Raw genomic sequence first — 25,049 nt, 5'->3', positions numbered from 1 at the left:
TTTGTCGAAATTCAAATACGAAGGTACTGATTTAAAATACATCTTCCTTCGCTGCGATGCTTGCAGGAGCAGTCGTCTGACGGCCCAGGTGAGCGTACCGCTGATCTCGAGCCCAGGCAGGAGGGCAAGTGAGAACGATCGTTGCCCGCCGAAATGGATGAGTCCGATTTCTCAGAATGTTATCATGACGAAGCCGCCGCCGCATTAATTTAGAACTGACACAATTCGCGTTACACTTCCCGGGACTGTAACATAGATCTTCATGATTGGGTTTGCTGCTTTAGTGTATAAATCAATCAGGAATACCAGTTCATACTGTATATTTAGATCAGGATGTATTCATTAAGCTGTATGGATGTCTTAGGATAAGACATCGTTTCGTCTGTTCTTTTACTGTTCTTCGCTTGCGCTTCGACAGTTTGCCGTCGTTTTTCCGTCGGTTCTTCGTCCTTTCTTCGCTTCTGCTTCGTTTCTCGTTCGTTTCTCGTTCGTTCCTGCTTCGTCTCCGCTTCGTCGTTTCTTCGTCTCTGCTTCGTCGTTTGTTCGTCTCTGCTTCGTCGTTTGTTCGTCTCCGCTTCGTCGTCTGGCCGTCGCGGCACTTACATCCCGTAAAAGAACAGACGGAAGGCCGGCGAAGCAGGTACGGCGCAGGTGAGAGTCAGGAGCGTTTCAGGAGGATGCATGAGAGGGGCAATGAATGATCCGCCGACAGTCATGTGTGCCAAAGAGCGCCATCTGGCGCCATCTGGCACCATTTGGCACCAAAAGTTCTGATCGGCCGAACCGGATGTTACTTTTGTTTTGATAGCCGGAAAGCAGGTGGTTCGTGTTGTTTTGCGGGCGCAGTACGTGCACGCCGCTTTTTGGGTCAGTAGCGAGAGAAGCTGCAGGAGTTGCTCCGTTGGTTCGAAACGAAACAGCAACTGGCTGAAGCTAAGCAGGACCAGGGGAGGCCGTTCTGGCAAAGATCTGATCGCTATCGGGTGCTTGTTCGGCATATTGTCCTTAGGCGGGTAGGACAGGTGTTTCTGAACATCCCAGCGAGGCTGGTACTGGTCCACGGACCGGCCTCGCTGGGAAAATAGTGGGTTAGAGGCTTAGATGACGCTTTCGAAAGGATTGTTGAAGTGCTTGCCTTCGTGGTACGCGCGGGTTTCTGCTTCGTTCAGGAGGCATTGGTTCAGCTCATCGAGCAGGCCTTGCTTGTCAAGGTCCTGGCCGATGAATACGAGTTCGTTCATTCTGTCACCGAAGTCTTTGGACCAGCGGCTTTCGATTTCCTCCTGGTTGTACACGTAATCGCTGTACCGGATGCGGTCCTGATAGCTCATACTCGCCCACCAGACGCCAGCTGGCTCCAGACGAAGTGAACCGCCAGCCTGTGAGTAGTTCAAAGCCCTATCTGGCCAGGCGGGCAGCCAGAATAGCCCTTTTGCCCGTACAACATTGGAGGGATACCTGTTATTGAGGTAATCCCAGAAGCGCTGAGGGTGAAATGGTTTACGACTGCGGAATACTACAGAGCCAATGCCGTATTCTTCAGTTTCCGGGGTATGGATATTGTTCAACTCTTTAATCCATCCGGCCGACTGTGAAGCTTTGTCGAAATCAAAAAGGCCAGTGTTCAGGATTTCAGACGGCTTAATCTTGCCAAATTGCGACCTGAGAATCTTTGCGTCCGGGTTTAGCTTCCGGATCAGCGCTTCGAGCAGCTGCAGGTCGGCGGCAGTGATCAGGTCGGTTTTGTTTAGCAGAATTACGTTGGCAAACTCGATCTGGTCAGTCAGGAGGTTGACGATCGACCGGCGGTCATTTTGATCGTCTACCATGTTCCTGTCAAGGAGCAGCTCATTGGAGCCGAAGTCTTTAAAGAAGTTAAACGCGTCTACAACCGTTACCATAGTATCAATCCTGCTGAACTGACTGAGATCGATTCCCTTAGCCTCATCGGCAAACGAAAAAGTCTGCGCAACGGGAACAGGCTCTGCAATGCCGGTTCCCTCAATCAGCAGATAGTCAAACCGGTCTTCTTTTGCCAGCCTTTCCACCTCAATCATCAGATCTTCACGCAAGGTGCAGCAAATGCATCCGTTACTCATCGCAACCAGTTTTTCCTCTGTGCGGGAGAGCGTACCTTCTTCTTTTACCAGGCGCTCATCAATGTTAACCTCGCTCATGTCGTTTACTATGACCGCTACGCGCAGCTGCTCTTTATTGTGCAGAATGTGGTTTAGTAAGGTGGTTTTACCGGCCCCAAGGAAGCCGCTCAGTACTGTAACAGGTAATTTTTTCATCTTTTCAATGCAATATTGTTGCAAATATATAAAAATACATTATTTGCAATTAAGTTGCATTTGTTAAATTTGTGCCATGAAATTATACAGATTGACAGAAAGACTGGACGGGGCGGGAATGATGGCGAGCGTTCTGTGTGCTATACACTGCGCATTACTACCCCTCGTAATTACATTGCTTCCGCTTTGGGGACTCGACTTTTTGGGTGAAGAATGGCTGGAGCTTGGCATGATCGCGCTGGCGCTCATGCTTGGTTGGTTTTCATTAGGCTTGTCTTTCTTTAAGCACCATCGCCGGTCAGCGCCCCTTTATTTATTGGCCGGGGGCTTTGCTTTGATTGTAGGCGGACATTTTTTAGGGCAGGAGTCGCTGGAACCGGTTCTTATTCCGCTCGGCGGTTTTACTATAGCAGCAGCGCATTACGTTAACTGGCGTTTTTCGAAATGTGGGGTATACCATTAGTTTAGTATAGAGATGAGACGAAAAATTTTTGTAGTTGCAGGGCTTTTATGCGTGAGCTGTCTTAACCCGGCCTGTCAGCACGAGAAGGCAGCTCCGGCAGCCCTTTATTCTGATTATATCCGTCAGCATATTAAAGAAGCAGAGCAAATAAAATGATAAAGGTAACCTCGCTGAGTCAGAAATATGCGGCTGACGTCTTCCTGCGGTTTGCAGACTGGAAGGTGGAAAAGGGGGAGCATTGGCTGATATTGGGTAGGTCTGGAAGTGGTAAAACCACTCTTCTTCATACAATAACGGGGTTACTCAGGCCGTGGGAGGGCGCAGTAGAAGTAAATGGTCATCCACTCTACGAACTGAAGCCCCGTGATCTGGACCGTTTCCGCGGCCGGAATATCGGAATTGTCTTTCAGAGACCACATCTGATCAAAAGTCTTAGTGTTGTTGAAAATGTGCGGTTGGCGCAGTTGCTTGCGGGCTATGAAGCGAGCACGTGCCGGGCGATGGAAGTTCTGGAGTCGCTTTCTATCGCCTCTGAGGGGAAAAGATATCCTCACGAGCTCAGTGAGGGGCAATTGCAAAGGGCTTCTATCGCCCGGGCGGTCGTTAACCGGCCGGCTCTGCTGGTGGCCGACGAGCCCACTTCAAGCCTCGACGACAGGAATGCTGCAGTGGTGCTTGATATTTTGGCGGGCCAGGCTAAGTCGACAGGGGCAACGCTGGTCGTTGCTACGCACGACTAGCGGATTAAGCCGGCTTTTTCTTTTCTCTACAATCTTTCGTGATGACTGTTTTCAAAATAAGCCTGAAAAGCCTTCTTTCCGCTCCCCTCACCCTGCTGCTTAATGTGCTGCTCGTTGCTTTCGGCACGGCTATACTCATTATTCTTTTGCTAACCAGCAGGCAAATCAATGCGAAGCTTGAGAATAATGCCCGCGATATTGACGTGGTGGTAGGGGCAAAGGGAAGTCCGCTGCAGCTTGTACTGAGCAGCATCTATTATGTAGACTTTCCCACTGGGAATATTCCACTGAAGGATGCCATGGCACTAGCTGCCAACCCCATGGTTCGGCTTGCAGTGCCCCTGGCTTTGGGCGACAATTATAATGGGTTCAGGATTGTCGGGACCGACTCTTCCTTTATTCGTCTTTATGGGCTTAAGCTGGCTGGGGGAAAGTTCTGGAAGGAAGATTTCGAAGTAGTGGTGGGGGCGGGAGTGGCCACTGCTGCTCATCTAAAAGTGGGCGACCGTTTCTATGGAGCACACGGGCTAAGTGGTAGTGAAGATGTGCATAGGAGCCATGCGTATAGAATTACCGGGGTACTTGCTCCTCAGCAAAATGTGGCGGATCGTCTGGTTCTGACCAATGTTTCCAGCGTTTGGAAAATGCACGAGCAAGAGGGGCATGCACACCAGCATGATGAAGGCGGGATGCTGGACCACGGGCAAGGGCCGTCTCCTGAGGATGGCAGATCAGGGCATCACGAACGGGAAATTACGTCGCTGCTTATCCAGTACCGCTCGCCGATGTCGGTCGTTACCTTTCCCCGGATGGTGAACCAAAGCACTCATATGCAGGCCGCGTCTCCAGCGATGGAAAGTGCGCGTTTGTTCTCCCTGATCGGCGTTGGGGTCGATACTTTGCAATGGTTTGCCCTGCTGATCATGGGCATAGCAACGCTTAGCGTTTTTGTCAGCCTTTATAGTTCGGTGAAGGGCAGGACGTATGATATCGCCCTTATGCGTTCACTCGGAGCTTCGCGCAGTAAGGTTTTCGGGATTATTATTTTGGAAGGATCGGTCATTACCCTTTTGGGAGACGCGGGGGGCCTGTTTGCGGGACACCTGGCACTTGAGCTGATCGGCTACTTTCAGGAATCTGCGCAGGCGAAGGTCAGTGGGGAGGTCTTCGTCTGTGCGGAGTTATATATCGTGCTGGTGGCCCTGCTTGCCGGCGTCACGGCTTCGGCTATTCCTGCATTTCAGGCCTACAAGATTGATATTTCAAAGGTTTTAGCTAAAGGATAAGGCAATGAGACTCCTGTTTTCGTTTGTTGTGTTTGTATGTGTTTTGTTCCTGAGCGAACCTCTCAGCGCTCAGTGGCGACATAATGCCAAGGATCAGATCCGGTCGCTCAATTGAGACATCATCGGTAATGTTGAGTTCCGCATGGTAGCAGAAGATCAGATTTATCCGGTGTATAACGGAGCTGTAAAACGCTTCGCGGATAAAAGCTTTTCTCTGCAGGGTTACATAGTCCCGCTGAAGAACGGTATGAAGCACTCTATCTTTATGTTTTCAACTCTTCCCGTCAGTCAATGTTACTTCTGTGGACAGAACGGGGTGCCCATCATGATCCTGGTGGAAATGCAGGAACCGATCAGGTTTACCTTCAAACCGGTGAAGCTTCAGGGGATTCTGAAGCTGGAGAACACAAATGCGGCAGAGCGTCCGCCTGTAATATTGAAAGAGGCACGGCTGATGGATTCAGACTGAGCGTGAGCTCAGACAAACAGGCTCGCCAGATCGGTAAGCGGGACTGTTTTAACAGGCCGGATCTTTCAGGGTGGAGCGCCTTATTTTGCTTCCTCAAAGGGGCCGTCTGGCCAGCAAGTCGCGGATCTCGGTGAGTAAGATCTCCTCTTTTGATGGAGCTGGTGCTACAGTTGGTGCTGCTGCTTCTTTCTTCTTGAACTGGTTGATTGCCTTGATGAACACAAACAGGGCGAGGGCAATAATGACGAAGGAGATGATCTGCGAAATGAAATTGCCGTATTTGATTGCTGTGCCGGGAATGACCAGTTCGCTCAGGTTGGATAAGTTCGCCGCTTTGAGGGCGGGGGTGAGAATGGCGGGCGTAATGATGTCATCGACAAGCGAGCTGACGATCTTTCCGAAAGCTCCGCCGATAATGACCGCTACAGCCAGTTCTATTACGTTTCCTTTGACTGCAAATTCTTTGAATTCTTTAATAAATGCCATAGTAACTAGTTTGTAATGGGTTAACGATGCAGGTAAATACTTGTTTTAAATATAAGGATTAAAAAGATAAAAATATGACAACGTACGATGTGATTATAGCAGGTGGCAGCTATGCTGGTTTATCTGCTGCCATGGCCCTTGGACGGGCCAGAAGAAAGGTTCTGGTGGTTGATAGCGGTAAACCCTGTAACAGGTTCACGCCGCATTCACATAACTTCCTGACGCAGGACGGGCGGAGACCCGCAGAAATTGCTCAATTGGCCAAAGAGCAGGTGTTGCAATACCCGACGGTGGAGTTTGAGGATGCTGCAGTTGTTGATGTGATCAGAATGGGATCGGTTTTTAAAGTGTCAGTAAACAGCGGGAAAATAGTTCAGGGGGAGAAGCTGATCCTTGCCGCGGGGATCAGGGATCTCATGCCTGCTATTCAGGGCTTTGCTGACTGCTGGGGCAAATCAATACTGCATTGCCCTTACTGCCACGGTTACGAGGTGCGCGATAAGGCTACCGGGATTTTAGCAAACGGCGAGATGGCTTTTGAGCTGGCGAGGCTGATCTCGAACTGGACGTCTGATCTGACGGTCCTGACTAATGGCAAAGCGACCCTGACATCGCAGCAAATGGACTGGCTGAACCAAAGGAATATCCGGGTACTTGAAAGTGAAATTGCTGCTTTAGAGCATGAGCACGGCTTGATTAGGGCGGTTAGCTTTACGGATGGTTCTGTTTTGGGCCTCGAAGCGCTTTATGCGCGTCCGGCATTTGAGCTGCAGGTCGGTTTTGCAAGTAAGCTGGATCTCGAGCTCACCGAACAGGGGCTGATCAAGGTCGACGGCCAGCAGCGCACTTCGCAGCAGGGAGTATTTGCGGCGGGCGATAGTTCTATTCTTATGCGCAGCGTGGCCAGCGCAGTGGCTTCTGGAAATCTGGCGGGTGCAATGGCTAACAAAGATTTGATTGAAGAGCGTTTCGCTTAATCGGGACGCTCTTACCTGCTTTTTGGTTTAAAGGTAAAAGCGGATCATTGGTTCGCTCTTATCGGAGGTTGCTGGTTTTGGATATAAGGTTTTTGTTGGAATTGTGCGGTTTTTGAACGGTATTAGTTGTTCTTTGGTGGTTTTTTTTAGGTGGATTTGCTTTTTTTGAGGTGAAAAGAATTTTAATGTGTTTTTATGGCGCTTGTGTCGGTTGTTTATAAAGGTTTTTTTGGCAATTAAACCCGTTGTGGTCTTTTTTCTGACTCTTTTAGTCTTGTGTTTTTTTGATTGGGTTAAAAACAGAGAGATTTTGGTGAAAATATGGGCCTTGTCTGCACGTCTTGACAGTTAAATTTGATACTGCTGCTCGCCTGGGCAGCGCTATTAATCATTAATTAAAGATGAACAGATGAAAAAAAGGCCTTCACGCTTTTGTTATCCGCATTTTTACTGTCTACCTGTCTCTACGCACAGACATTGTTAAGAGGGACGGTTGTAGACAAGGAAAAGAAGCCCGTTCCCGGAGCTTCGGTTAGTTTAAGTAACGGCAAGGGCACCTCCACGGGGCCTAACGGAGAGTTCTCCATTGCCTATACGGGACCAGTCACCCTAAGGGTCTTTGCAATCGGGTATGAGAGGGTCCAGATCGCCCTTTCTAAACAAACGTCCTTGCAGATCACTCTCAGAGACGATCAGCAGGCACTTAATGAAGTAGTGGTTACAGCCCTCGGGATCTCCAGAGAGAAGAAGTCGCTGGGTTATGCTGCTCCTGAGGTAAAGTCGGAAGAACTGACGAGAGCAGGGCAGCTGAGTGTGACCGGTGCACTTACCGGAAAGGCTCCCGGCGTTCAGATCAACCAGTTTGGCGGAACAGTAGGGGCGGCCTCTCGCATCACCATCCGCGGCAACTCATCCTTGCGGGCTGATCAGCAGCCGCTGATTGTAGTAGACGGAGTGCCGATTTCAAACAATACGCAGCGCTCCGGCGACAATACCTATAACGGGGTGGATTACGGCTCCGGGCTGAACGACATTAATCCCAACGACATTGAGTCGATCACCGTTTTGAAGGGAGGCTCGGCCGCCCTTTACGGAATGCGGGCAGGCGGGGGCGTGTTGCTGATCACGACAAAGTCGGGAAAACGGGGCGATAAGGGCGTCTCCATATCCTATGACGGCAACTATACCGTTGATAAAGCTACTGTTTTTCCGAAGTTGCAGAATCTCTATGGCCAGGGCTATAATGGAGATGAGTACCACTTTTCAACCTTAAACCCTAATAAACTGAGCTATCAGGATTATGCTTCCCAAAATTCTTTTAATTATGTAGACGGCACCGGTAACGTTGGGGTCTACGACGGTTTTGATGAGTCCTGGGGGCCGAGACTTGATGCTGGCCTGAAACTGCCACAGTTCGACAGCCCTGTGATCGATGGCGTTCGCCAGGCAACCGATTGGGTGTCGCATCCTGATAACGTAAAGGACTTTTTTACACTGGGATATTCCATGAATCATAACCTGTCGTTGTCGTCGCGTTCTGATCGTGCCAGTACCCGGGTGTCAGCATCTTTTCGTGATCAGAAAGGGACGGTCCCGAACACTGATCAGCGCCGGTATGGGATTCAGCTCAACAACAGCTTCAATATCAGTGATAAAGTGTCGTACGATGTTATGGCTAGCTATACTCGTACCTCAAGCGACAATATCCCCAGTCAGGGATACGCGGGTAACAATCCAATGAACGGCTTCATTTGGTCAGGTCGTCAGGTAAATATCCGGAGTCTGAAAGAAAACTGGGATCAGCGGGATGATCAGGGAAATTATACTCTTTACAACTGGAATGCCAGCTATCACTTGAACCCCTATTTTAACGTCTATCAAAACACCAATAGCTTCCAGCGGGATCGCTTTATCGGTAAGAGTTCGATGTACTACCAGCCAATCAAGCCTTTAAAGTTTGAGGGCCGGGTGGGCGTGGATTATTACGGATCAAAAGCTTTCGAAAAGAACTATTACAACAGCGAGTTCCCACTGGGCGGTTTCCGCGACAGGCGTGAAGATAATACGGAATTGAACGTCGACTTTATCGCTTCGTTTAACAAGCAGTTCAATGACTTCAGTGTGCTGGCTATAGGCGGCGGGAATTATCGCGATCAGATTGGGTCTTCCTCCGTCCAGGGTGCAAGCGCACTGACGGTTCCAGGGGTATATACCATCACCAATCGTGTGGGAGATGCCGTGACCTCTATGTCGCACGTGCATGAGCGCACCTATTCGGCGTATGCTTCTGCTTCTATAGGATGGAAAGAACAGCTATACGTAGAGGGAAGTATACGCAATGACTGGAACTCAACCATTACCCGCGATTTCTCTTATCCTTCAGTAAATGTGAGCTGGCTGCCTACCACAGCGTTCCGCGGACTGACGGGCGGACCTTTGTCTTTCTGGAAGCTCCGGGCTTCCTGGGCGGAAATCGGTGCGGGTACAATACCCTACAATAACCGCGCTTATTATTATGCGCAGTCGTCGGCTTTCGGCGGCGTTGCTCAGATGTATAAGAGTATGACCTATCCGCAAAAAGACCTTCGGCCCGAGAGTATCAAAACCTGGGAAGTTGGAACCGAGCTGGGTTTCCTGAACAACCGGATCCACGCCGATGTGTCTTATTATCATAAAACCACAACGGATCAAATTCTCGGCATTGGAACGTCTAATGTAGTCGGGTTTAGCCGGATGGTAGTCAACGCCGGAGAAATCGAAAACAAGGGAGTGGAGGTTCAGCTGTACGGCGACGTGATCCGAAGGAAAGAGGGATTGACCTGGAGGACAACGTTCAATTTCGCCAGGGACAAAAGCAAGATCATCGAACTCTCTCCTCAGTTCAATGTAGACACCTATCAGATCGGCTGGACCTGGGGCATAGCCAGCCAGGCAAAGAGCGGTCAGAAGTGGGGTACGCTGGTAGGTCAGGGCTTTGACCGGGTGGAAGAGGGGCCAATGACGGGAGCCATCAAAGTGAGCCCGGAAGGGCTTGCCAGATCAAAGGCTGCGCAGGATATCGGTAACGTGACGCCTGATTTCCTTCTGAGCTGGCGAAACGACTTTACCATTAAAGACTTCTCTTTCGGTTTCTTCCTCGACATGCGTAAGGGCGGGGATATCTGGTCGCAGACGATGAACCACGCCTATGCAGCAGGAACGGCTTCAATTACTGCAAAGAACGGTGTGCGCGAGCGGGCCATTGTGGCAGGGGTTGACGTAATGCCGGAAGAACGCTTTGCCATGCAGGCAGCCGACGGCTCCTGGGTGCCGAATACAATCACAACAAACGCTCAGTCCTGGTACGAAAGCGGTGGCGTTGCTCAGATGTATGTATTCGATGGATCGTTCATCAAGCTGAGAGAGGCTTCGATCACCTATAATGTTCCGCAAAAATACCTGCGGGGGATGATCGGCATCAAGCGCGCCAGTATCTCCCTGATCGGTTCTAACCTTGCTCTTCTTTGGGTGGACGATTCAAATACGATGCGTCTCGATCCCGAAACAGGAGGGGTATCAAGTGATAGTCGCGGTGTCGGGTTTGAACAAGCATCTGTGCCAACGTCACGGAGCTTCGGTCTGAAATTGGGGGTTACATTTTAATTGAAGAACTTGGGTTATGATGTACATGCAGGAATCTTTACCAAGATAAAGGGTTGCAAGGTTCATAACCATAAAACGATATACTGATGGAAAAAATAGTTTCTAGGATGGTGCTTCCTATACTCTGTATGTTAACCATGCTGAGCAGTTGTACCAAGTCTTTTGAGGAGGTGAATACCAATCCCGATGCATTATCAAATGCTCCTGCTACCAATATGCTGGGAAATGTACTGCGCAATAGCGGAGAGCAGTTTGGCGGCGATATTGACGGATATGGTACTTTTGCAGGGTACATTGTAAAGATCCAGTACATGGACTACATGGGCGGTCTTGTGCCCACGAACAATACCTATGGAAACAGGTGGGCTGCCTGCTATTATAACAATACCCAGCTGAAAGATATTCTCGACAAGACAGAAGCTTCGGCAGAAGGGTTCAAAAATATGCGGCTTGTTTCCCGCTTATGGCAGTGTTATATGTGGCAGTATTTGACGGACGGCTGGCGGGACGTGCCCTATACCGAGGCGTTAAAAGGGGGTGAATCAGATGGAGGTATCCTCAAAGCGAAATACGACAAACAGGAGGATATTTATCCTTCGGTGATGGCCAGCTTAAAGGTGATAGCCGATGAAATGGCGGCAGGCTTTGGGAAAGATGCTTTAGGCGCGGGAGACTTTATTTACAAGGGAGACATGCAGAAGTGGCAGCGGTTCTGTAATTCGTTGAGGCTACGTATGGCTATCCACATTTCGGGCGTTGCTCCGCAACTGGCGAAGACTACCATTGAGGAGATCTTCAATAATCCGACCAGGTATCCGGTTATCGCCTCCAATGCCGACAACTGCTACCTCTACTGGCAAGGCTCCGCTCCTTACTATGAACCCTGGTACAAGACGGGTTATATGGACAAGCGGGTGAATAACTTTGGTATGTCTGACATTTTTATAGCGCATTTGCAGGAAACGCAGGATCCGCGTATTGCGAGTGTGGCCAATAAGGCAGCCGATGGGCAGTACAGAGGGTATCAGAATGGCGCGGCATCGAGTCCGCCTAAGCTCACTGACATATCTTATATCGGCGACCGTTATATGAATACTCCTGCCGGCTTTACACCATTCTTCAAGTCCTGCGAAACCTACTACATCATGGCCGAAGCGGCCATGTTAGGCTATTCGGTAGGCATGAGCGCCCAGGATGCTTACGAAAAAGCGGTCAGACTCTCTATGGAAGATAACGGAATTTCAAGCGCTGCCGCTGACGCCTACCTGGCAGGCAAGGGGAAGTGGAATAACACCAAAGAGCGTATCTGGTGGGATGAGTGGGTGGCCTTGTTTAAAGATAACTTCGAGGCCTGGGCTCTCTACAGAAGAACGGGTATCCCCTCAACCAACTACCCTTCTTTGAACTCTATTTATGGCAACGCCCATAACGATCAGCCATTCAGACTTCCGTATCCCAATAATGAATATCTGACCAACAAGGCGAACCTGGACGTACCGCTGACGAATGTAGTGGATTACGCCTGGGGGCAGCAGATGTGGTGGGACAAGAGGACCGGAGTGAAATAGACAACGCCCTGATCAAAAAAAGAGCGGTCTGCACCTAACGCAGCCCGCTCTTTTTATATACAACCAGTTGTGAGATTCTACTTCAGTATCCACATCAGCTGGTTCGTGTCGTCATTTCCGTTGTACTGACTTTGTATGGCAGCCTGTACATTGTCGGAGTTGAACTCAAGCTCCTTCTGCGGGTAAGGCCACCGTACGGGAAATTTGGAAGACGGCGTGTTCCGGTTAGTCGTGCTGTTGAGCACAAAGGTTGGGTAACCCGTTCTTCTGTTCTCAAACCATGCGGTGTAGTCGACATTATGAAAGAATCCGGCTATATACTTCTGCGAGATGATCTGCCTGATCTGATCTTCGGAGCTGCCCTGCAGGGCAACCTGCTGCGCGTAGGTCTCGGCATAAGTGCCGGAGAGGGGCATGCCATGTGCGTAGCTTGCAGGAGCGTAGCTGGCGAGAAAGGCCATCGACCCCTTAATGCCATTGGCGTAATAGGTCTGGGCCGGAGTTCCGCTGATCCACCCTCTCACCGTGGCTTCGGCCAGGATGAACTGGAGATCCCAGTAGTTGAGCAGACCCACGGGTTCGGCATTGTACATTTCTACGTATCGCTTATTGACGTCGCAGAAGTTTCCGGAGTTGTGGGCGTTGAGCGTGTTAGAGTACACGTCGGAAGGCTCTACCCCTACATACGCATCAAAGTCGGATGCAGCTTTGCCTGCCTTGATCAGGGCGGCAGCAGGCTCGGTGTAATAGAACAGCCGGCGGTCCTGGTTGGCTTTCAGGAGGTCAATGAGGGTCGACGATACCATCGGGTAAATGGTGAATGCATTGATCTGGGCGGGCGTGCTGCTCCAGGGATATGCATAGCCTGAGGATGAATTGTAGGTGACGGCAAAGTTGTCGTTGTAGTCCCTCATCAGTGGTCTGGACATTACTTTGTTAAACCTCTGAACAACCTGCAAGTCCGGGTCTGCTGTCTTTTTATAGAGGTTGATCAGCACATGCAGTTCAAACGTATTGGTCAGTCTTCTCCACTTGTCGATGCTTCCCTTGTAGATAAAATCGCCGCTAAAGTCTGCTCCTTTTGAAAAAAGCTCATCTGCGGCATCCAGCTCATTCAGGATACCGAGGAACACCTCTTTCTGGCTGTCATATTTCGGTTTGATTACTTTGTCTGCACCCTTGATAGCTTCACTGTAAGGGATGTCGCCCACCTGCATGCTCGCTCTGAAGAACACCCAGGCTCTTAGAAAATGGCCGAGCGCCTGGTAGGAATTCTGTAACTCAGGCGATTTGGCAAAACTGATCATCGGCTCCACATCCCTCAGGATCAGGAAGCGATCGAAGTTGGTACGGTCTATCCAGTTGTACTGAAGATTGTTCTGCTTCTCTGTCCAGGCCAGGTATTTGCACAAGGCAAACGGCTGAATAAAGTCGGTACCTGAGGCAATATTCTTTGACGTAATAGCAGTAAGCATATTAGTGGCCAGCCATTCGGATGTGACCGCGTTGGGCCTGTCGGGATTGGTGTTGATATCATCAAATTTCTTAGTGCAGCTGCTCAGGCTTAGGGCTGCCGCCAGTATGGCTGTTATATATATCCTGGTTGAATTCTTAGTCATGACGAATCGCGTTTATAAATGATCAATTATTAGATGCCTACCCTCACGTTTATCCCTACCATGCGCTGTGAAGGCGCGTTCATGTTTTCTTTGTCGTAGTCGGGGTCTGAATACTTGAATTTGGTGAATAGAAACAGGTTCTGGCCTGTTACGGTTACGGCTGCATTCTTAATGCCTGTTCTTCCGAGCCAGTTTTTCGGGATTGCATAGCCGAGCGACACCTCTCTGATCTTGACAAAGCCTTTGCTCATTACGCCATGCTCGTAGGAGTTGCCCCATAAGCGGGTGTAACTCTGGTAGCTTACAGGAACATCATTGGGCGCATACTGACGGGTATCGCTGGTAATGCGGCCAAATGAGTCGTATTTTACTTCTCCGCTCACCACTTTCACACCCTGCCCAACATAGTTCTTCAGTCCGTTCACCACTTCGTCGTAACGAAACTGGTTGTCGGTTTCGGGAGCAGATCCGGTATCGAACATCTTATTATAGATGTAGTCGTACATAATGCCCCCGATCCGGCCATCGATGTTGATGCCAAGGCTGACATTGCCGAAGGTGAGGTTGTTGATAAAACCAAAGCTGAACTTTGGATCTGTATACCCGAAGGGTTCAACAAATTTGCTCAGCATGGGAAGTCCGTTTTGATGGATCATGTTGCCCTGCGGGTCACGAAGAGCGTGTTCTGTCTGTGCGAATACATCGCGCCGGCCCCCTGTCTTTACCCATGGGTTTTTGGATGAGTAGACGGGGTCTAAGTCTACATAGTACTCGTGCTGTGTGGCGAAGTTAACGGCAGACTGCCACTGGAAGGTCTTATTTTTGATTGGCGTACCGTCTATCGTGATCTCTACACCCCGGCGCGCATAGGTTTCTTTGGTGTTGATGAGGTTGCTTGCGTAACCTGAAGAGGGTGCAATGGTCTGCTGAAGCTGAAGATTGTAAGTGAGTTTGGTGAAATAAGCTGCATCGATATGCAGGCGGTTTTTAAAGAAGTATGCTGCGGTACCAAACTCCCAGGTTCTGTTGGTGGTAGGGGGAAGCTTGGGATCAGCCAGGTTATCAGGCGTAGCAGCGCTGCTATTTCCCCAGGCATTGGACACGTTATAGGCCAGGTTGTTTTGATATACGTCGAGCGGCTTTTTGGTGACGGTCCATGATCCGCGTAGCTTCCAGAGACTCAGCCACGACGGAAGGTCGCGTAGTAGCTCAGAGAGAACAACGCTTCCTGCCGCAGAGGGATAGAAATATGACCGGGTGTTGGATGCCTGCGTGGAGCTCCAGTCGTTTCGTCCGGTCATGTCGAGATATACGGCGTTATTCCACGACAAGGTCACCTTTCCATAGGCGCTATTGATCTGCTGTGCCCAGGTTCCGTAGTTGTTTACAATGGCATCTACACCTGCGGTTGTAGACGCTACGGCATTGGCTAAGGAGTACCAGCCGGGGATTGAGAGCCCGTTCCGGGTTCTTGCTCCCAGCTCATTGTTTTTATAATAGAAGATGCTTCCTCCTCCCAAGGCGTCCAGATTCCATTTTTTTCCAAAGTCTTTGTTGTAGCTGACAATAAGGTCGCTGTTAATGCTGTTTCCCCAAAGCTGATCAACTCCATACATGCCTTTTCCGTTGAAAGAAAAGTTGAAATTGTTGCCAAGCGTTCCGCCGTTGGTGGAGAATATCCCTGCCGGGTTCTGGATGCTCTCTTCATTCTTATAGTAGTCGTACCCATTCCTGAACATGATCTTCAGGCTCTTGGTCAGGGCGTAGTTCATGATGAGGCTGGCGTTCAGTTTGTTTTGTTCTACTCCCTTCAGTTTTTCGTAGGCGATGAGGTAAGGGTTGTCGTACCATGCGTTATACATCCAGTTTTGCTTCTGGTTGGGTGTTACCCAATAATCGCGATACTGACGGATGTCATAGTCGGGGCCTGTCCACATCATGATCTGATAAATATAGCCCTGTGTGCCGTATCCTCCTCCCCATACCTGCGGCGCATCATTGCGGCTATAGCCCATATGGCCTTCCAGTGTGAATTTGTCTCCCGACTTGATCTCGCCGCTCATGGTGTAGTTGTAAATATTGAGCTTTTGATTAGGGAACTGGCCTTTGTTATGGATCTGATTCAAGCCTACCCTGTAAAAACCTCTCTCCTCCCTGGGTAAGGCTGATATTATTGTTTGTTACGAAGCCGGTTTGCATGAAGTTCCGGAGGTTATCCTTGCCGCTGGATACCAGGGGCATCATTTCTTTCTGATGGGTGACCGGGTTCCATTGCATGGCTTCGGTACCAATGTCGAGCTTAGGCCCCCACACGTAATCGTCTGCAATCTGTCCGTTCAAACCGTGTCCGTAGGATGTTTGTGTCTTAGGCATCGCGATATAGCCGAGGGTCATCATCGTGTTACTATTGACGTCGATGCTCAACTTATCTGTTTTTCCTCTTTTTGTGGTGATCATGACGGCTCCGCTACGGCCGCGCGATCCGTATAGTGCAGCTGCAGTAGCGCCTTTCAGCATGTTAATGCTCTCAATATCGTCGGCAGGGATGTCCCGCAGGGTCATGTTACCGTAAGGTACTCCGTCAATGACAAGAATGGGAGCTTCTCCGCGCATTTCGAGAACAGGGGAGGCGTTAAATTCTGTTGAGTTTTTTACAACGAGTCCGGATACCTGACCGGTTAATGAGGTGGCCATGTCCACTCCCTTTACGGTCTGGAGCTTGTTGCCCTTTACCGCCTGTGTGGCATAGCCAAGCGCTTTCTCTTCACGTTTGATGCCCAGCGCTGTTACTACCACCTCATTGAGCTGATTGTTGGTTGAGGTGAGGAATATGTCCAGCGAAGTGCGGCCGTCAAGTTGCTCTTCGAGCGGCTCAAAACCTACCGATCTGAATGTGAGCACAGCCTGCGGACTGGAAACGGTGATGGAAAAACGTCCGTTCTCGCGTGTGGATGTAGCGTTCCTGGTTCCTTTCTCTGTTACCGTGATGGCAGCAACAGGAGCTCCTTTCTCGTCGCGCACAATTCCAGATATTTTGGTTTGTCCGTCTTTCGCGGTCAGAGAGGGGACGCCCGCTTCTTCTGCATTCGCTTTTTGGGCAGGGTCTTTGATCCGGCCTTTTTCCACTATCGTGTAAAAATGAGGCTTCACGTACAGGAACACCAGATCATTTGGATACAGTACTCCTTTCAGTACGTCCTCGAGCGACTTTCCCTCGAGCTTGTCGAGGTTGTACGTAGTGGTTTTGTCCTTCAGCAGGACCGGATCATAGGCGAACTCGGCCTTATAGACCTTGTTGATCTTTTTGAGAGCCTCCGCCACCGGAATTGCTTTCTGGGCAAAGGCCTGGTTGCATGCCATCACAAGTAATAGCAGAAACATCCTAAAGTAATTTTGCTTCATAATAAATCTGGTTAAATAAGATTTTTTGAGTTTTCCTTTCTCTCTGATGTGTCGGGCTTTCTGCTTTTTACCCCAGTCTCCGCAAAAAAAAATTCGGCGCGTCCGGATGATTGTGTCCGCGGCACAAGTTTTCGCTGATGAGAGGTTTTGTGAAAGAGAGAAACTTGTGTTTGAATTTTAAAAAGCCTATCCTTATGGCCCTGAATGAAGCATGGTATCCCTGCTTCTATGTTTTGAAGTCATTTGTGTAAAAAGTTCTGATAATGGATATCCATATTCTCCTTGAAAAAGTTATGGAGGGCGATATAGACGCTTATTCGCTGATATACAAGGAGTCTTACAAAAAACTTTATAATTACGGCCGGAAGTTTTGCACCGATACTGCCCTGGTCGAAGACTGCATACAGGAGGTCTTTTTTGACCTGTGGAACAGGAAGGATAAGATTAAGCAAATCCAGTCATTTAATAGTTATCTGTATTCGTCTTTCCGGTATACGTTGATGAAAAAGCTCAGAGAACAGAAAAAGCTGGGTTCCTGGGAGGAAGCGGAAGGAGAAGAAGGTTTTGAATTTTCGACTGAAAGCGTGATCATTGGAAGAGAGCAGGACGCTGAAAAGCAAAAAAGCCTGCGGGAAGCATGCAAACAGTTGACCCCCAGGCAATACGAGGCAATCTTTCTGAGGTATTACGAGCGGCTGTCTTATGAGGAAGTTGCGGCAGTGCTGAAGATCTCGGTGAAAGCAACCTACAAGATCATGGCCAGGAGCCTGGCAGCACTGAAGGCTAGTGTTAAGTTTTTGCTTCTTTAAGGTTAAAAAAATGTTAAGTATATGGGGTAAAATCAACAAAAGGGTATACTTAAGTATAGAATGAACAGAAGAAATTTATATAAAAAGTATTTACACTATGAAGAGTCTGATTTTATGTCGGACACTCTTTTTCAGGATATAGCCTTTAACCCCGGCCCTGAGAACGAGTTGTTGCGGAAAGAAATAGAGAGCTTGTTCCCGGAGAAAAAGATGGCTATCCAGCATGCTTTAGACTTTCTGAGGGCAATCGAATTCAAGGATCACCAGCCGGAAGAGGGACAAGCGGACAGAGCGTTTGCGGAGCATCTGAGCACACTGCGGACGGCCGGCCTGCTCAGTGAGCCTGAGCAAGAGGCGCCGGTGAGCCGTCCGCTGTGGTATCGTTTCCGGAATGTGGCTGCTGTTTTAGCGGGTCTTCTTTTGCTCTCGGGAGTATCTTTCGTGCTGCTGAAGCGCGTTGGTCAGGGAGAGTTACAGGTGAAGACTTCCTTCGGCGAAACCCAAAGGTTAGTCTTACCCGACGGATCAGACGTGGAGCTGAATGCCAATTCATCGGTTCGTTATGCTAAGGAATGGACCCGCGGTCGGAAACGGGAAGTATGGCTTGAGGGGGAAGCGCTTTTTAAGGTGGTTCACCTCAACCGGGACACCTCGAAATTAGAGCAGGAAGAATATTTTGTGGTCCACACCAGGGGGCTGAACGTGACGGTGCTCGGAACTGTTTTTGATGTGAGACAAAGACGGGAGGTAACTGAGGTGGTTCTCCAGAAGGGGAAGGTGAAGGTGTCGTTCGAAAAGGATCGCTTGCCCGATGTGATCTTGACTCCCGGAAAAAGGGTGATCTACGATGGTAAGGCAGAAAAAGTGGAGGAGGATCGGGTCGTAACAGCAAACTATACCGCCTGGAAAGAAAAAAGCTCTTGTTAGTGAATCCGACCATCAGGCAGATCACCGCGTATCTGGAAGATACCTTCGGAAAAAAGATCGTGACCAGCGATGAGGCCCTGAACGACAAAATGATTGCAGGGCCAATCCCTCTGAACTCACTCAACGATGCCTTGTTTGTTATTTCTACCGTCTCGAATGTAGATATTTTGAGGCCGGATAGTTCGACTATCCTTTTGAAACGACGTTAGTTTTGCACTTGTTAAATAAATATACTTAATAAACACATTCTAAGATGATGAACCGTATTTTCACTACCTGCGCAGCAGTACTCTTTTTGTTTGTTCTCGTCCCGTTTTCGGGCCTTGCTCAGTCTAAAACCACGTTAAACATCGCTACTTTTAACCTTCGGCTCAATGTAGCATCGGATAAGGAGAACGCCTGGCCGAACAGGAAGGAGATGGTTAAAGAGCTTATTCAATATCATGATTTTGATATTTTTGGCGTTCAGGAAGCTCTGGAAGGCCAGATGAAAGACCTGTCGGCCCTGTCTGAATATAGCCATGTAGGTGTAGGTCGCGACGACGGGAAAGCCGGGGGAGAGTTCTCAGCTATATTTTATAAGAACAAGAAATACCGGATATTAAATTCGGGGACGTTCTGGTTATCGCCGACACCAGAGAAGCCGTCTAAAGGCTGGGATGCGGCTTATATCCGCATTTGTACCTGGGCCAAGTTTAAAGATATTGCCAGCGGTAAGGTATTCTTCATGTTCAATACTCATTTCGATAATGAAGGAGTTTTAGCGCGCGAAAATGCTTCAAAAATGATCCTGGCAAAGATTAAGGCCATCTCTGATGCCAAGTCTCCCGTTTTTATTACAGGCGACTTTAACTCTGATCCGAAGACCAGCGCTTACGGAACTATTGTCAAGGTATTTGCTGATGCTAAACTGGTATCAAAAGCTGCGCCTTACGGTCCCGAACAGACCTTCAACGACTTTAAGTATCACACCTACACAACTGAGGTGAAAGAGGGCCGTATTGACTTTGTGTTCGTAAATAAGAATGTGCAGGTGCTGAAATATGCGGTGCTGACAGATAGCAGGGACTTGCGCTTCCCGTCTGATCACTTCCCGGTAGTTTGCCGCGTGCGTTTTTAAATAGAAATCTACACTTCTAAAAAGTTTATAGGAGAGGCCGTATCGCATGTGATTTCGGCCTCTCCTTTTTTTAAGCCACTCGGGTGTGCAGGTTACACTGGCATTGTACTGCCTTTTAATCGTATAAATACTTTATGAACCCAGAACAGTTGATTCTGTTACGTAGGCATTATACTGCTGTTTTATCAATACCGCACCCCTGGGAACAAAACTGCATACATGTTACATAGGCGTCATACTGCCGTTTAATCCTTCCCTTTAGTAATATCGCATCAAGATTCTGCCAAAAAATGCGTTGTGATACAGCCTCTCTTTTCGTAGTGTTTCAGCAATTTGGTTCTGGGCGGTGATGATCATGCCCGCTCTTGCGGTAGACATATGGATACCCGCCGTAAGACTGCTGCGGATACAGTGAGAGATTCACGCCATGCAACACGGAAGTAAGAATAAAACAGGACCGAGGCAGAACCGATTTACGACCGGTTCCAGTCGTTGCTGACTCGGTGCAGACTCGGTCCTGAGTCGGTCCTGAGTCGGTTCTGACTATAACGAGGCTGCCGCCAGTCTCGCGCCTGTCTTGGGTTTGTCTCAAGTCCTGAAGCTATTAATAAAGCGAAGACGGAGAGAGGGCTCGCGCCAGCCTCAGGTTTGTCTTGAGTCGGGTACAGCTCATGCAGGTGCGGTGTCTCGTTAGGGAACAGAGGGACTTGTTGCTCTATCTCTTTTCATTTATCTTTAGGCATAGCGCCGGGCGGTCTCGGCATTGTTGTTGCCCGACGGCAGCAGGAGTTGCCTGCCGGTATGATCTTTTCATAACAGACTAAATGTAAACCGGGGCAGACGGCCCGTTAAAAAGACAAGTAATATGAACTTGAAGTCAGACATTCCTTTATCAGAACAGGAACTCCTGTCAGTTTTAAAACTCCGCTTTGAGAAACATCTGCAACGCCATCCTTCTATCGACTGGGCAAGCGTACAAAGCAGGCTTCTGTCTTCTCCGGGGAAGCTGCAGTCGTTGAGTGAAATGGAAAGGACAGGAGGAGAGCCGGATGTGATAGGATATGACCAGGAGAAAGATGCATATTTGTTTTGTGACTGTGCGGCTGAAACGCCTAACGGACGCAGGAGCCTCTGCTACGACCGGGAAGCACTGGACTCGCGGAGAGAAAATAAGCCTGATGGGAGCGCAGAAGATATGGCAGGCAGCATGGGTATCGAGCTGCTGACGGAGGAGCAGTATTACGATCTGCAAAAGCTGGGGATCTTCGATACGAAAACTTCAAGCTGGTTAAAAACGCCCCCTGAAGTCAGGAAACTGGGCGGAGCAATCTTCGGTGACCGCCGCTACAACCGGGTGTTCATCTATCATAACGGCGCCTCCTCTTATTATGCTGCCAGGGGATTTCGGGGATTGCTCAGCGTGTAGCAAGGGCTTGCGACTGCTTTTTGTCATTCAAGATGCAGGCTGCTCAACTTTAATTTTCATAAAATGCAAATAGTTGATTATTAATGCTTACCTTGCAGACTTATTAAAAATAGTATAATGCAAAAAGGAACAGTAAAATTTTTTAATGAAGCGAAAGGTTTTGGCTTTATTACCCCTGACAATGGTGGAAGCGAGATCTTCGTTCATGTATCTGGTCTGATTGATAACGTCCGTGAAAATGACACGGTGAGTTATGACGTCGAGCAAGGACGCAAAGGTCCTAACGCCGTAAATGTAAAAGTAGCTTAAGTCTATTATAATTTATTGTGGAGGCATTCCCCGTTTGTGGGAATGCTTTTTTGTTTTTATATAGTACCACTGGCCCTAAGCTGCGCTACGCTGAGCAGAACAGCGTCTGTATACCTTCCCATGAAAAGCGAAGGGAAAGAAAATCAAACAAAATGCTGCTAAGTGCAGAGTTTTAGCTATCTTGTCTGAATCCGGCACCTCGCATCCTACTTTCAGCTAGCATTACTGCTTTATAGACCGGCAGTGCTTTTATTTAACACTACGAAAGGTCAGCCTATTGAAGGAATATTGTTGAGACTGATTGCGTCTGCAATGGACGCTCTTGCTGAAGGCAGAAACATAAAGGGTTGTGGAGTCTCTTCCTGATGGAATACGGGAGACCTGGGTAAAATGTTGAATAAAAAGGTGTAAGACACCAGCAGGACTGAAAAATTGCTTGTCAGTCGCATTAAAAGATTAAAAGATAATATGGGTAGATCCTCAGAAACGTTTAGTAAGAAAGAAAAAGAAAAAAGCAGAGCAAAAAAGCAGCAGGACAAAAAGAAGAAGGCTGCGGAGAGAAAAGCTAATTCAAATAAGGGCAAGAGTCTGGATGACATGATTGCCTATATTGATGAAAATGGAAACATCACATCCACACCACCGGATCAGTCGGCGCGGAAAGAAGTGAAGCTGGAGGATATAGAAATTGGCGTTGCCAGACAAACTGAAGAGGAGCCAGCTGACATCGTTCGTAACGGCGTTGTTTCCTTTTTTAATACGTCAAAAGGCTTTGGCTTTATCCGGGATCTTCAAACACAGGAAAGTGTTTTTGTTCACGTGAACGGCCTGCTGGAACAGGTTCAGGAGGGAGATAAGGTGACTTTCGAAACTGAAAAGGGCCCGAAAGGCCTTAATGCAATTAAGGTAAAGAAAAAATAGCAATAAGGGTCATTCCTTTTAAGCGGTCTGCTCTCTCCGGGAGCAGACCGCTTTATTTTTGAGCGGCCGCTACCTGCCCGCCGCTATTCGCTTGTTAACGTACGCGAAAGCTTTGCCAGATGGATCCTGTAAAGCTAAAATGTCGGGGTTTCTGCTATATTGAAAGTGGGATAAATCGAGCTGGAGATATGCCTTCGCTCTTTTCAAATCGGCTACACTCGCATTCGGCCGGGTCTTTGTTGATGCTTCTTGCAGATATCAATGCTTTACAATAAATTAGTTCCTTAAATTAGAAACTATCAGGCTGAGATACACGATTGTGTGTCTGCTTTTATGTATGAAATCCTAAGCTTGTCAAAATGAATACAAAACCTTTAGAAAGAGCGGCCGGTAATACTGGTAAAAAAAGTCGGGCGGCACCATAACTGCATATAAGCGTTCTTCCCGGACGACAGTTGTTCGACGAACGGCGTGGTACGCGCTCGTGATACTCCTCTTTACCCTTGCTTCCTGCTCGAAAGACCATGAGACTGGCGGTCCGCTTCTTCCTCCCGAGCCCGGACATGTATACACCTTAAAGTATAAAGCGACTGAAGTCATTGAGTTCAAGCAGATCCTGAACGGGACTGTGGTTAGCGATCTCTCTTCGGAGAAGCAGAATGACCTGTTCGGTGTGAGGATGAAATTTGCATGTCCATCCGAAATCAGGCTTTCAAAAGATTCTCTTACTATTTTAAAACCTGGGGGCATTTCAGAACAATACAAGGTTAAACTGGAAAATAATGAGCTGTTTCTGTATAATGACGTATTGTCTGCCTGGGAATATGGTGGTAAGAAGGATAGTGGTACGCAAATTATCCTCAATACTGCTTTTTTTATCAAGACGAGTACAAATAATATGCGCCAGCTCTCTGTATCCGGACAAGAATATTCCCTGCGCAACTATTCATCTCTGGTAAGCGCAGATGACAAGGAAGGCTCCGATATCAAATGGTTAAAAGTTCAATACAGCTTTGAATAAGCTTTACCGAAACCTTATACAAGAATAAAAATGAAAGCTTCATTAATCTATCTCCTGCTAATTTTTTTCTTTCTGTATCGGTCTCTGCTCAGACCAGATACCAGGAAGCCGACATGTTTGCGACGAAATCTCCGAAGGATATTTTTATCGGTGCAGTTATGGAGGAGGGTACTATCAATAAGGATGTGCATGAGCTTATCAAGGTACCACTGAATGAAATTACCGTTTCCTATAGCCTTCCTATTTCAGGTCACTCTCTCAATCCATCTTCTGAGAACATGTTGAATGTAGTGAGGCAACGCCTGAAGGAAAAAAGTCCGTTGAAAGCGAATTATTCGTTCCCGTTTTCCGCACGGGAACTGAAATCCTTCTCGGAAGTTCCGATATACTTTGGACAGGATATTAATTTGAGTCGGTTCATTGGCGTAAATAGCGTTAAAAAATCGAAAAAGACACTAATGGCTATCAGCGTTAGCCAAAGCTTCTTTTCTATTAATATGGATATGCAGCAGCATCTCGTTGCAGATCCTGCCGTTCTTCAGAAATACGATCAGAGCAAGCTTATCTACGTGAACTCAATTGAATTCGGGAGGAGAGTTTTCATTACCCTTGAATCGAACCTCAGTTATAATGAGGTTAGTCAGGCTGTTGAATCAGCCTTCAAAAAGAGGGGCCCGACGAAAAGAGTAAGGCGGTACTGGCCAACTGTACCGTTCGCATTGCCTCTTTTGGAAACGATTTGCCACCCCTTGGTACGGAAAATCCATTTCCGCAAGTCATTGCCTACATGAGCCAGCCCGTCACTGCTGAGAACTTTGGCGTTCCGGTTGCCTTTCGTGCTTCGTATTTAAAAGACAATTCCTCCTTTGTTAACAAGTTTTCTGTAGAGCAATAGCCGGCTTCCTGAAAAGCAGGACTTCTGGCTGCCTGAAGGAGGACCGGACCACCCTGGCAACAATCCGTCGGTACTTCCCCGCGAGGGGAACAAAATTGAAATTGTTAATGAGTTCTTGTCCTGTAGCCCAACTTCGTTGGTCCTGTAGCGTGGTGCCCCTCTGATGGTTCTTTAGGGTTGCAGGGGCGATAATCTCTGCGTCCTGATTCCCGCTTTAGCTTTTCTGGGTCAAGCAAAAAAGTTGAGGACTAAGCCTGAATTTTAACAATCTGTACATGAAGAAAGAAATGTTCCTGACGGTGCAGGATTGACCGCTACGTGCCTTTATCTTAGCGTTGAACGTTTTTCTTTGCTGTTGCAACAATAACGATTCCCCCGATAAGCAGGATTCCCCCAAGGTAAGGAGGCCAGTTGACCGTTTCTTTTTTGTCTGCCGACACTTGTATCGGGCCTGCATCTATTATCTTTTCTTTCTTAGTAAAAGAGAATCCAGTCCAGATGAGCATTATCACTCCGACAATGATCAATACCAATCCAATAGTTCTGTTCATGATGATATAGTTGCTTGAAGTATAATGCTTAAAGGCGAATATTGTTTTTCCGACCACCGCTTTGCCCTTAGCGGAATGAGCATAATATAGAACACCAGTACACTTAGAGCTTGTATGCACACCG

23 protein-coding genes are annotated in these 25,049 nt (G+C 48.3%); 16 read left to right on the top strand and 7 right to left on the bottom strand.

Annotated features, from left to right (window positions below; all coding sequences use genetic code 11):
• Positions 1-323: 323 nt before the first annotated feature.
• On the bottom strand, positions 324-599 hold the full coding sequence (locus ACES2C_RS01840; RefSeq protein WP_374165325.1) for a hypothetical protein: 276 nt from the start codon (positions 597-599) through the stop codon (positions 324-326).
• Positions 600-1,097: 498 nt separating this feature from the next.
• Positions 1,098-2,294 (bottom strand): GTP-binding protein, encoded by a 1,197-nt coding sequence (locus tag ACES2C_RS01835; RefSeq protein ID WP_374165324.1) that lies wholly within the window; start codon positions 2,292-2,294, stop codon positions 1,098-1,100.
• Between the two features lie 76 nt (positions 2,295-2,370).
• Between ACES2C_RS01835 and ACES2C_RS01830 the strand changes: the two genes are divergently transcribed.
• The 4 genes from ACES2C_RS01830 (at position 2,371) to ACES2C_RS01815 (ending at position 5,252) form a co-directional block, all read left to right on the top strand.
• Positions 2,371-2,757, top strand: a complete 387-nt coding sequence (locus tag ACES2C_RS01830; protein ID WP_374165323.1) for a MerC domain-containing protein — start codon at positions 2,371-2,373, stop codon at positions 2,755-2,757.
• A gap of 152 nt (positions 2,758-2,909) precedes the next feature.
• Positions 2,910-3,497 (top strand): ABC transporter ATP-binding protein, encoded by a 588-nt coding sequence (locus ACES2C_RS01825; protein ID WP_374165322.1) that lies wholly within the window; start codon positions 2,910-2,912, stop codon positions 3,495-3,497.
• A gap of 41 nt (positions 3,498-3,538) precedes the next feature.
• Positions 3,539-4,783, top strand: coding sequence for an ABC transporter permease (locus ACES2C_RS01820; RefSeq protein ID WP_374165321.1), 1,245 nt, complete (start codon positions 3,539-3,541; stop codon positions 4,781-4,783).
• Positions 4,784-4,925: 142 nt separating this feature from the next.
• Entirely contained in the window at positions 4,926-5,252 is a 327-nt protein-coding gene (locus tag ACES2C_RS01815) for a hypothetical protein (protein WP_374165320.1), read from the top strand.
• Between the two features lie 93 nt (positions 5,253-5,345).
• Here ACES2C_RS01815 and mscL read toward each other — a convergent pair whose 3' ends face one another.
• A complete protein-coding gene (gene mscL / locus ACES2C_RS01810) occupies positions 5,346-5,738 on the bottom strand; it encodes a large-conductance mechanosensitive channel protein MscL (protein ID WP_374165319.1) in 393 nt (130 codons plus the stop codon).
• A 74-nt stretch (positions 5,739-5,812) separates the two neighbouring features.
• On the opposite strand from mscL, the gene ACES2C_RS01805 reads away from it, so the two are divergent.
• The 3 genes from ACES2C_RS01805 to ACES2C_RS01795 all read left to right on the top strand — a co-directional run bounded on the left by ACES2C_RS01805 (position 5,813) and on the right by ACES2C_RS01795 (position 11,925).
• Positions 5,813-6,715 (top strand): NAD(P)/FAD-dependent oxidoreductase, encoded by a 903-nt coding sequence (locus ACES2C_RS01805; protein ID WP_374165318.1) that lies wholly within the window; start codon positions 5,813-5,815, stop codon positions 6,713-6,715.
• A gap of 477 nt (positions 6,716-7,192) precedes the next feature.
• Positions 7,193-10,357: a SusC/RagA family TonB-linked outer membrane protein gene (locus tag ACES2C_RS01800; protein ID WP_374165317.1), complete on the top strand. Its 3,165-nt coding sequence runs from the start codon at positions 7,193-7,195 to the stop codon at positions 10,355-10,357.
• Positions 10,358-10,443: 86 nt separating this feature from the next.
• The gene (locus ACES2C_RS01795; protein WP_374165316.1) at positions 10,444-11,925 is read left to right on the top strand and encodes a SusD/RagB family nutrient-binding outer membrane lipoprotein; all 1,482 of its coding nucleotides are present in this window, start codon (positions 10,444-10,446) and stop codon (positions 11,923-11,925) included.
• 77 nt (positions 11,926-12,002) lie between these two features.
• On the opposite strand, the gene ACES2C_RS01790 is transcribed toward ACES2C_RS01795, so the two are convergent.
• Genes ACES2C_RS01790 through ACES2C_RS01780 form a run of 3 tightly spaced genes read right to left on the bottom strand, consistent with a single transcriptional unit; the run spans position 12,003 to position 16,946 of the window.
• Entirely contained in the window at positions 12,003-13,544 is a 1,542-nt protein-coding gene (locus tag ACES2C_RS01790) for a SusD/RagB family nutrient-binding outer membrane lipoprotein (protein WP_374165315.1), read from the bottom strand.
• Between the two features lie 29 nt (positions 13,545-13,573).
• Positions 13,574-15,670: a TonB-dependent receptor domain-containing protein gene (locus tag ACES2C_RS01785; RefSeq protein ID WP_374165314.1), complete on the bottom strand. Its 2,097-nt coding sequence runs from the start codon at positions 15,668-15,670 to the stop codon at positions 13,574-13,576.
• A complete protein-coding gene (locus ACES2C_RS01780; protein ID WP_374165313.1) occupies positions 15,654-16,946 on the bottom strand; it encodes a carboxypeptidase-like regulatory domain-containing protein in 1,293 nt (430 codons plus the stop codon). The genes ACES2C_RS01785 and ACES2C_RS01780 overlap by 17 nt, the downstream gene beginning before the upstream one ends.
• Before the next feature lie 263 nt (positions 16,947-17,209).
• On the opposite strand from ACES2C_RS01780, the gene ACES2C_RS01775 reads away from it, so the two are divergent.
• The 9 genes from ACES2C_RS01775 to ACES2C_RS01735 all read left to right on the top strand — a co-directional run bounded on the left by ACES2C_RS01775 (position 17,210) and on the right by ACES2C_RS01735 (position 24,270).
• Positions 17,210-17,755, top strand: coding sequence for an RNA polymerase sigma factor (locus tag ACES2C_RS01775; RefSeq protein WP_374165312.1), 546 nt, complete (start codon positions 17,210-17,212; stop codon positions 17,753-17,755).
• A gap of 60 nt (positions 17,756-17,815) precedes the next feature.
• Positions 17,816-18,682 carry a FecR family protein gene (locus ACES2C_RS01770; RefSeq protein WP_374165311.1) on the top strand — a complete coding sequence of 289 codons (867 nt, stop codon included), beginning with the start codon at positions 17,816-17,818 and terminating at the stop codon, positions 18,680-18,682.
• Positions 18,682-18,891, top strand: coding sequence for a FecR domain-containing protein (locus ACES2C_RS01765; protein ID WP_374165310.1), 210 nt, complete (start codon positions 18,682-18,684; stop codon positions 18,889-18,891). Before ACES2C_RS01770 ends, ACES2C_RS01765 begins: the two co-directional genes overlap by 1 nt.
• Before the next feature lie 44 nt (positions 18,892-18,935).
• Positions 18,936-19,802: an endonuclease/exonuclease/phosphatase family protein gene (locus tag ACES2C_RS01760; protein ID WP_374165309.1), complete on the top strand. Its 867-nt coding sequence runs from the start codon at positions 18,936-18,938 to the stop codon at positions 19,800-19,802.
• Positions 19,803-20,667: 865 nt separating this feature from the next.
• Entirely contained in the window at positions 20,668-21,228 is a 561-nt protein-coding gene (locus ACES2C_RS01755; protein ID WP_374165308.1) for a DUF4256 domain-containing protein, read from the top strand.
• A 117-nt stretch (positions 21,229-21,345) separates the two neighbouring features.
• On the top strand, positions 21,346-21,537 hold the full coding sequence (locus ACES2C_RS01750; protein WP_374165307.1) for a cold-shock protein: 192 nt from the start codon (positions 21,346-21,348) through the stop codon (positions 21,535-21,537).
• A gap of 468 nt (positions 21,538-22,005) precedes the next feature.
• The gene (locus ACES2C_RS01745; protein ID WP_374165306.1) at positions 22,006-22,458 is read left to right on the top strand and encodes a cold-shock protein; all 453 of its coding nucleotides are present in this window, start codon (positions 22,006-22,008) and stop codon (positions 22,456-22,458) included.
• Between the two features lie 484 nt (positions 22,459-22,942).
• The gene (locus ACES2C_RS01740) at positions 22,943-23,479 is read left to right on the top strand and encodes a hypothetical protein (protein WP_374165305.1); all 537 of its coding nucleotides are present in this window, start codon (positions 22,943-22,945) and stop codon (positions 23,477-23,479) included.
• 113 nt (positions 23,480-23,592) lie between these two features.
• Positions 23,593-24,270 (top strand): hypothetical protein, encoded by a 678-nt coding sequence (locus tag ACES2C_RS01735; RefSeq protein WP_374165304.1) that lies wholly within the window; start codon positions 23,593-23,595, stop codon positions 24,268-24,270.
• Between the two features lie 433 nt (positions 24,271-24,703).
• Here the strand turns inward: ACES2C_RS01735 and ACES2C_RS01730 are convergent, their stop codons facing one another.
• A complete protein-coding gene (locus tag ACES2C_RS01730; protein WP_374165303.1) occupies positions 24,704-24,925 on the bottom strand; it encodes a hypothetical protein in 222 nt (73 codons plus the stop codon).
• Positions 24,926-25,049 lie beyond the last annotated feature (124 nt).

Source organism: Arcticibacter sp. MXS-1, from assembly GCF_041902385.1.
In the GTDB taxonomy this organism is placed as follows: domain Bacteria; phylum Bacteroidota; class Bacteroidia; order Sphingobacteriales; family Sphingobacteriaceae; genus Arcticibacter.
Note: the sequence above shows the minus strand (reverse complement) of the source record. Positions and strands in the feature narration are given on the sequence as shown.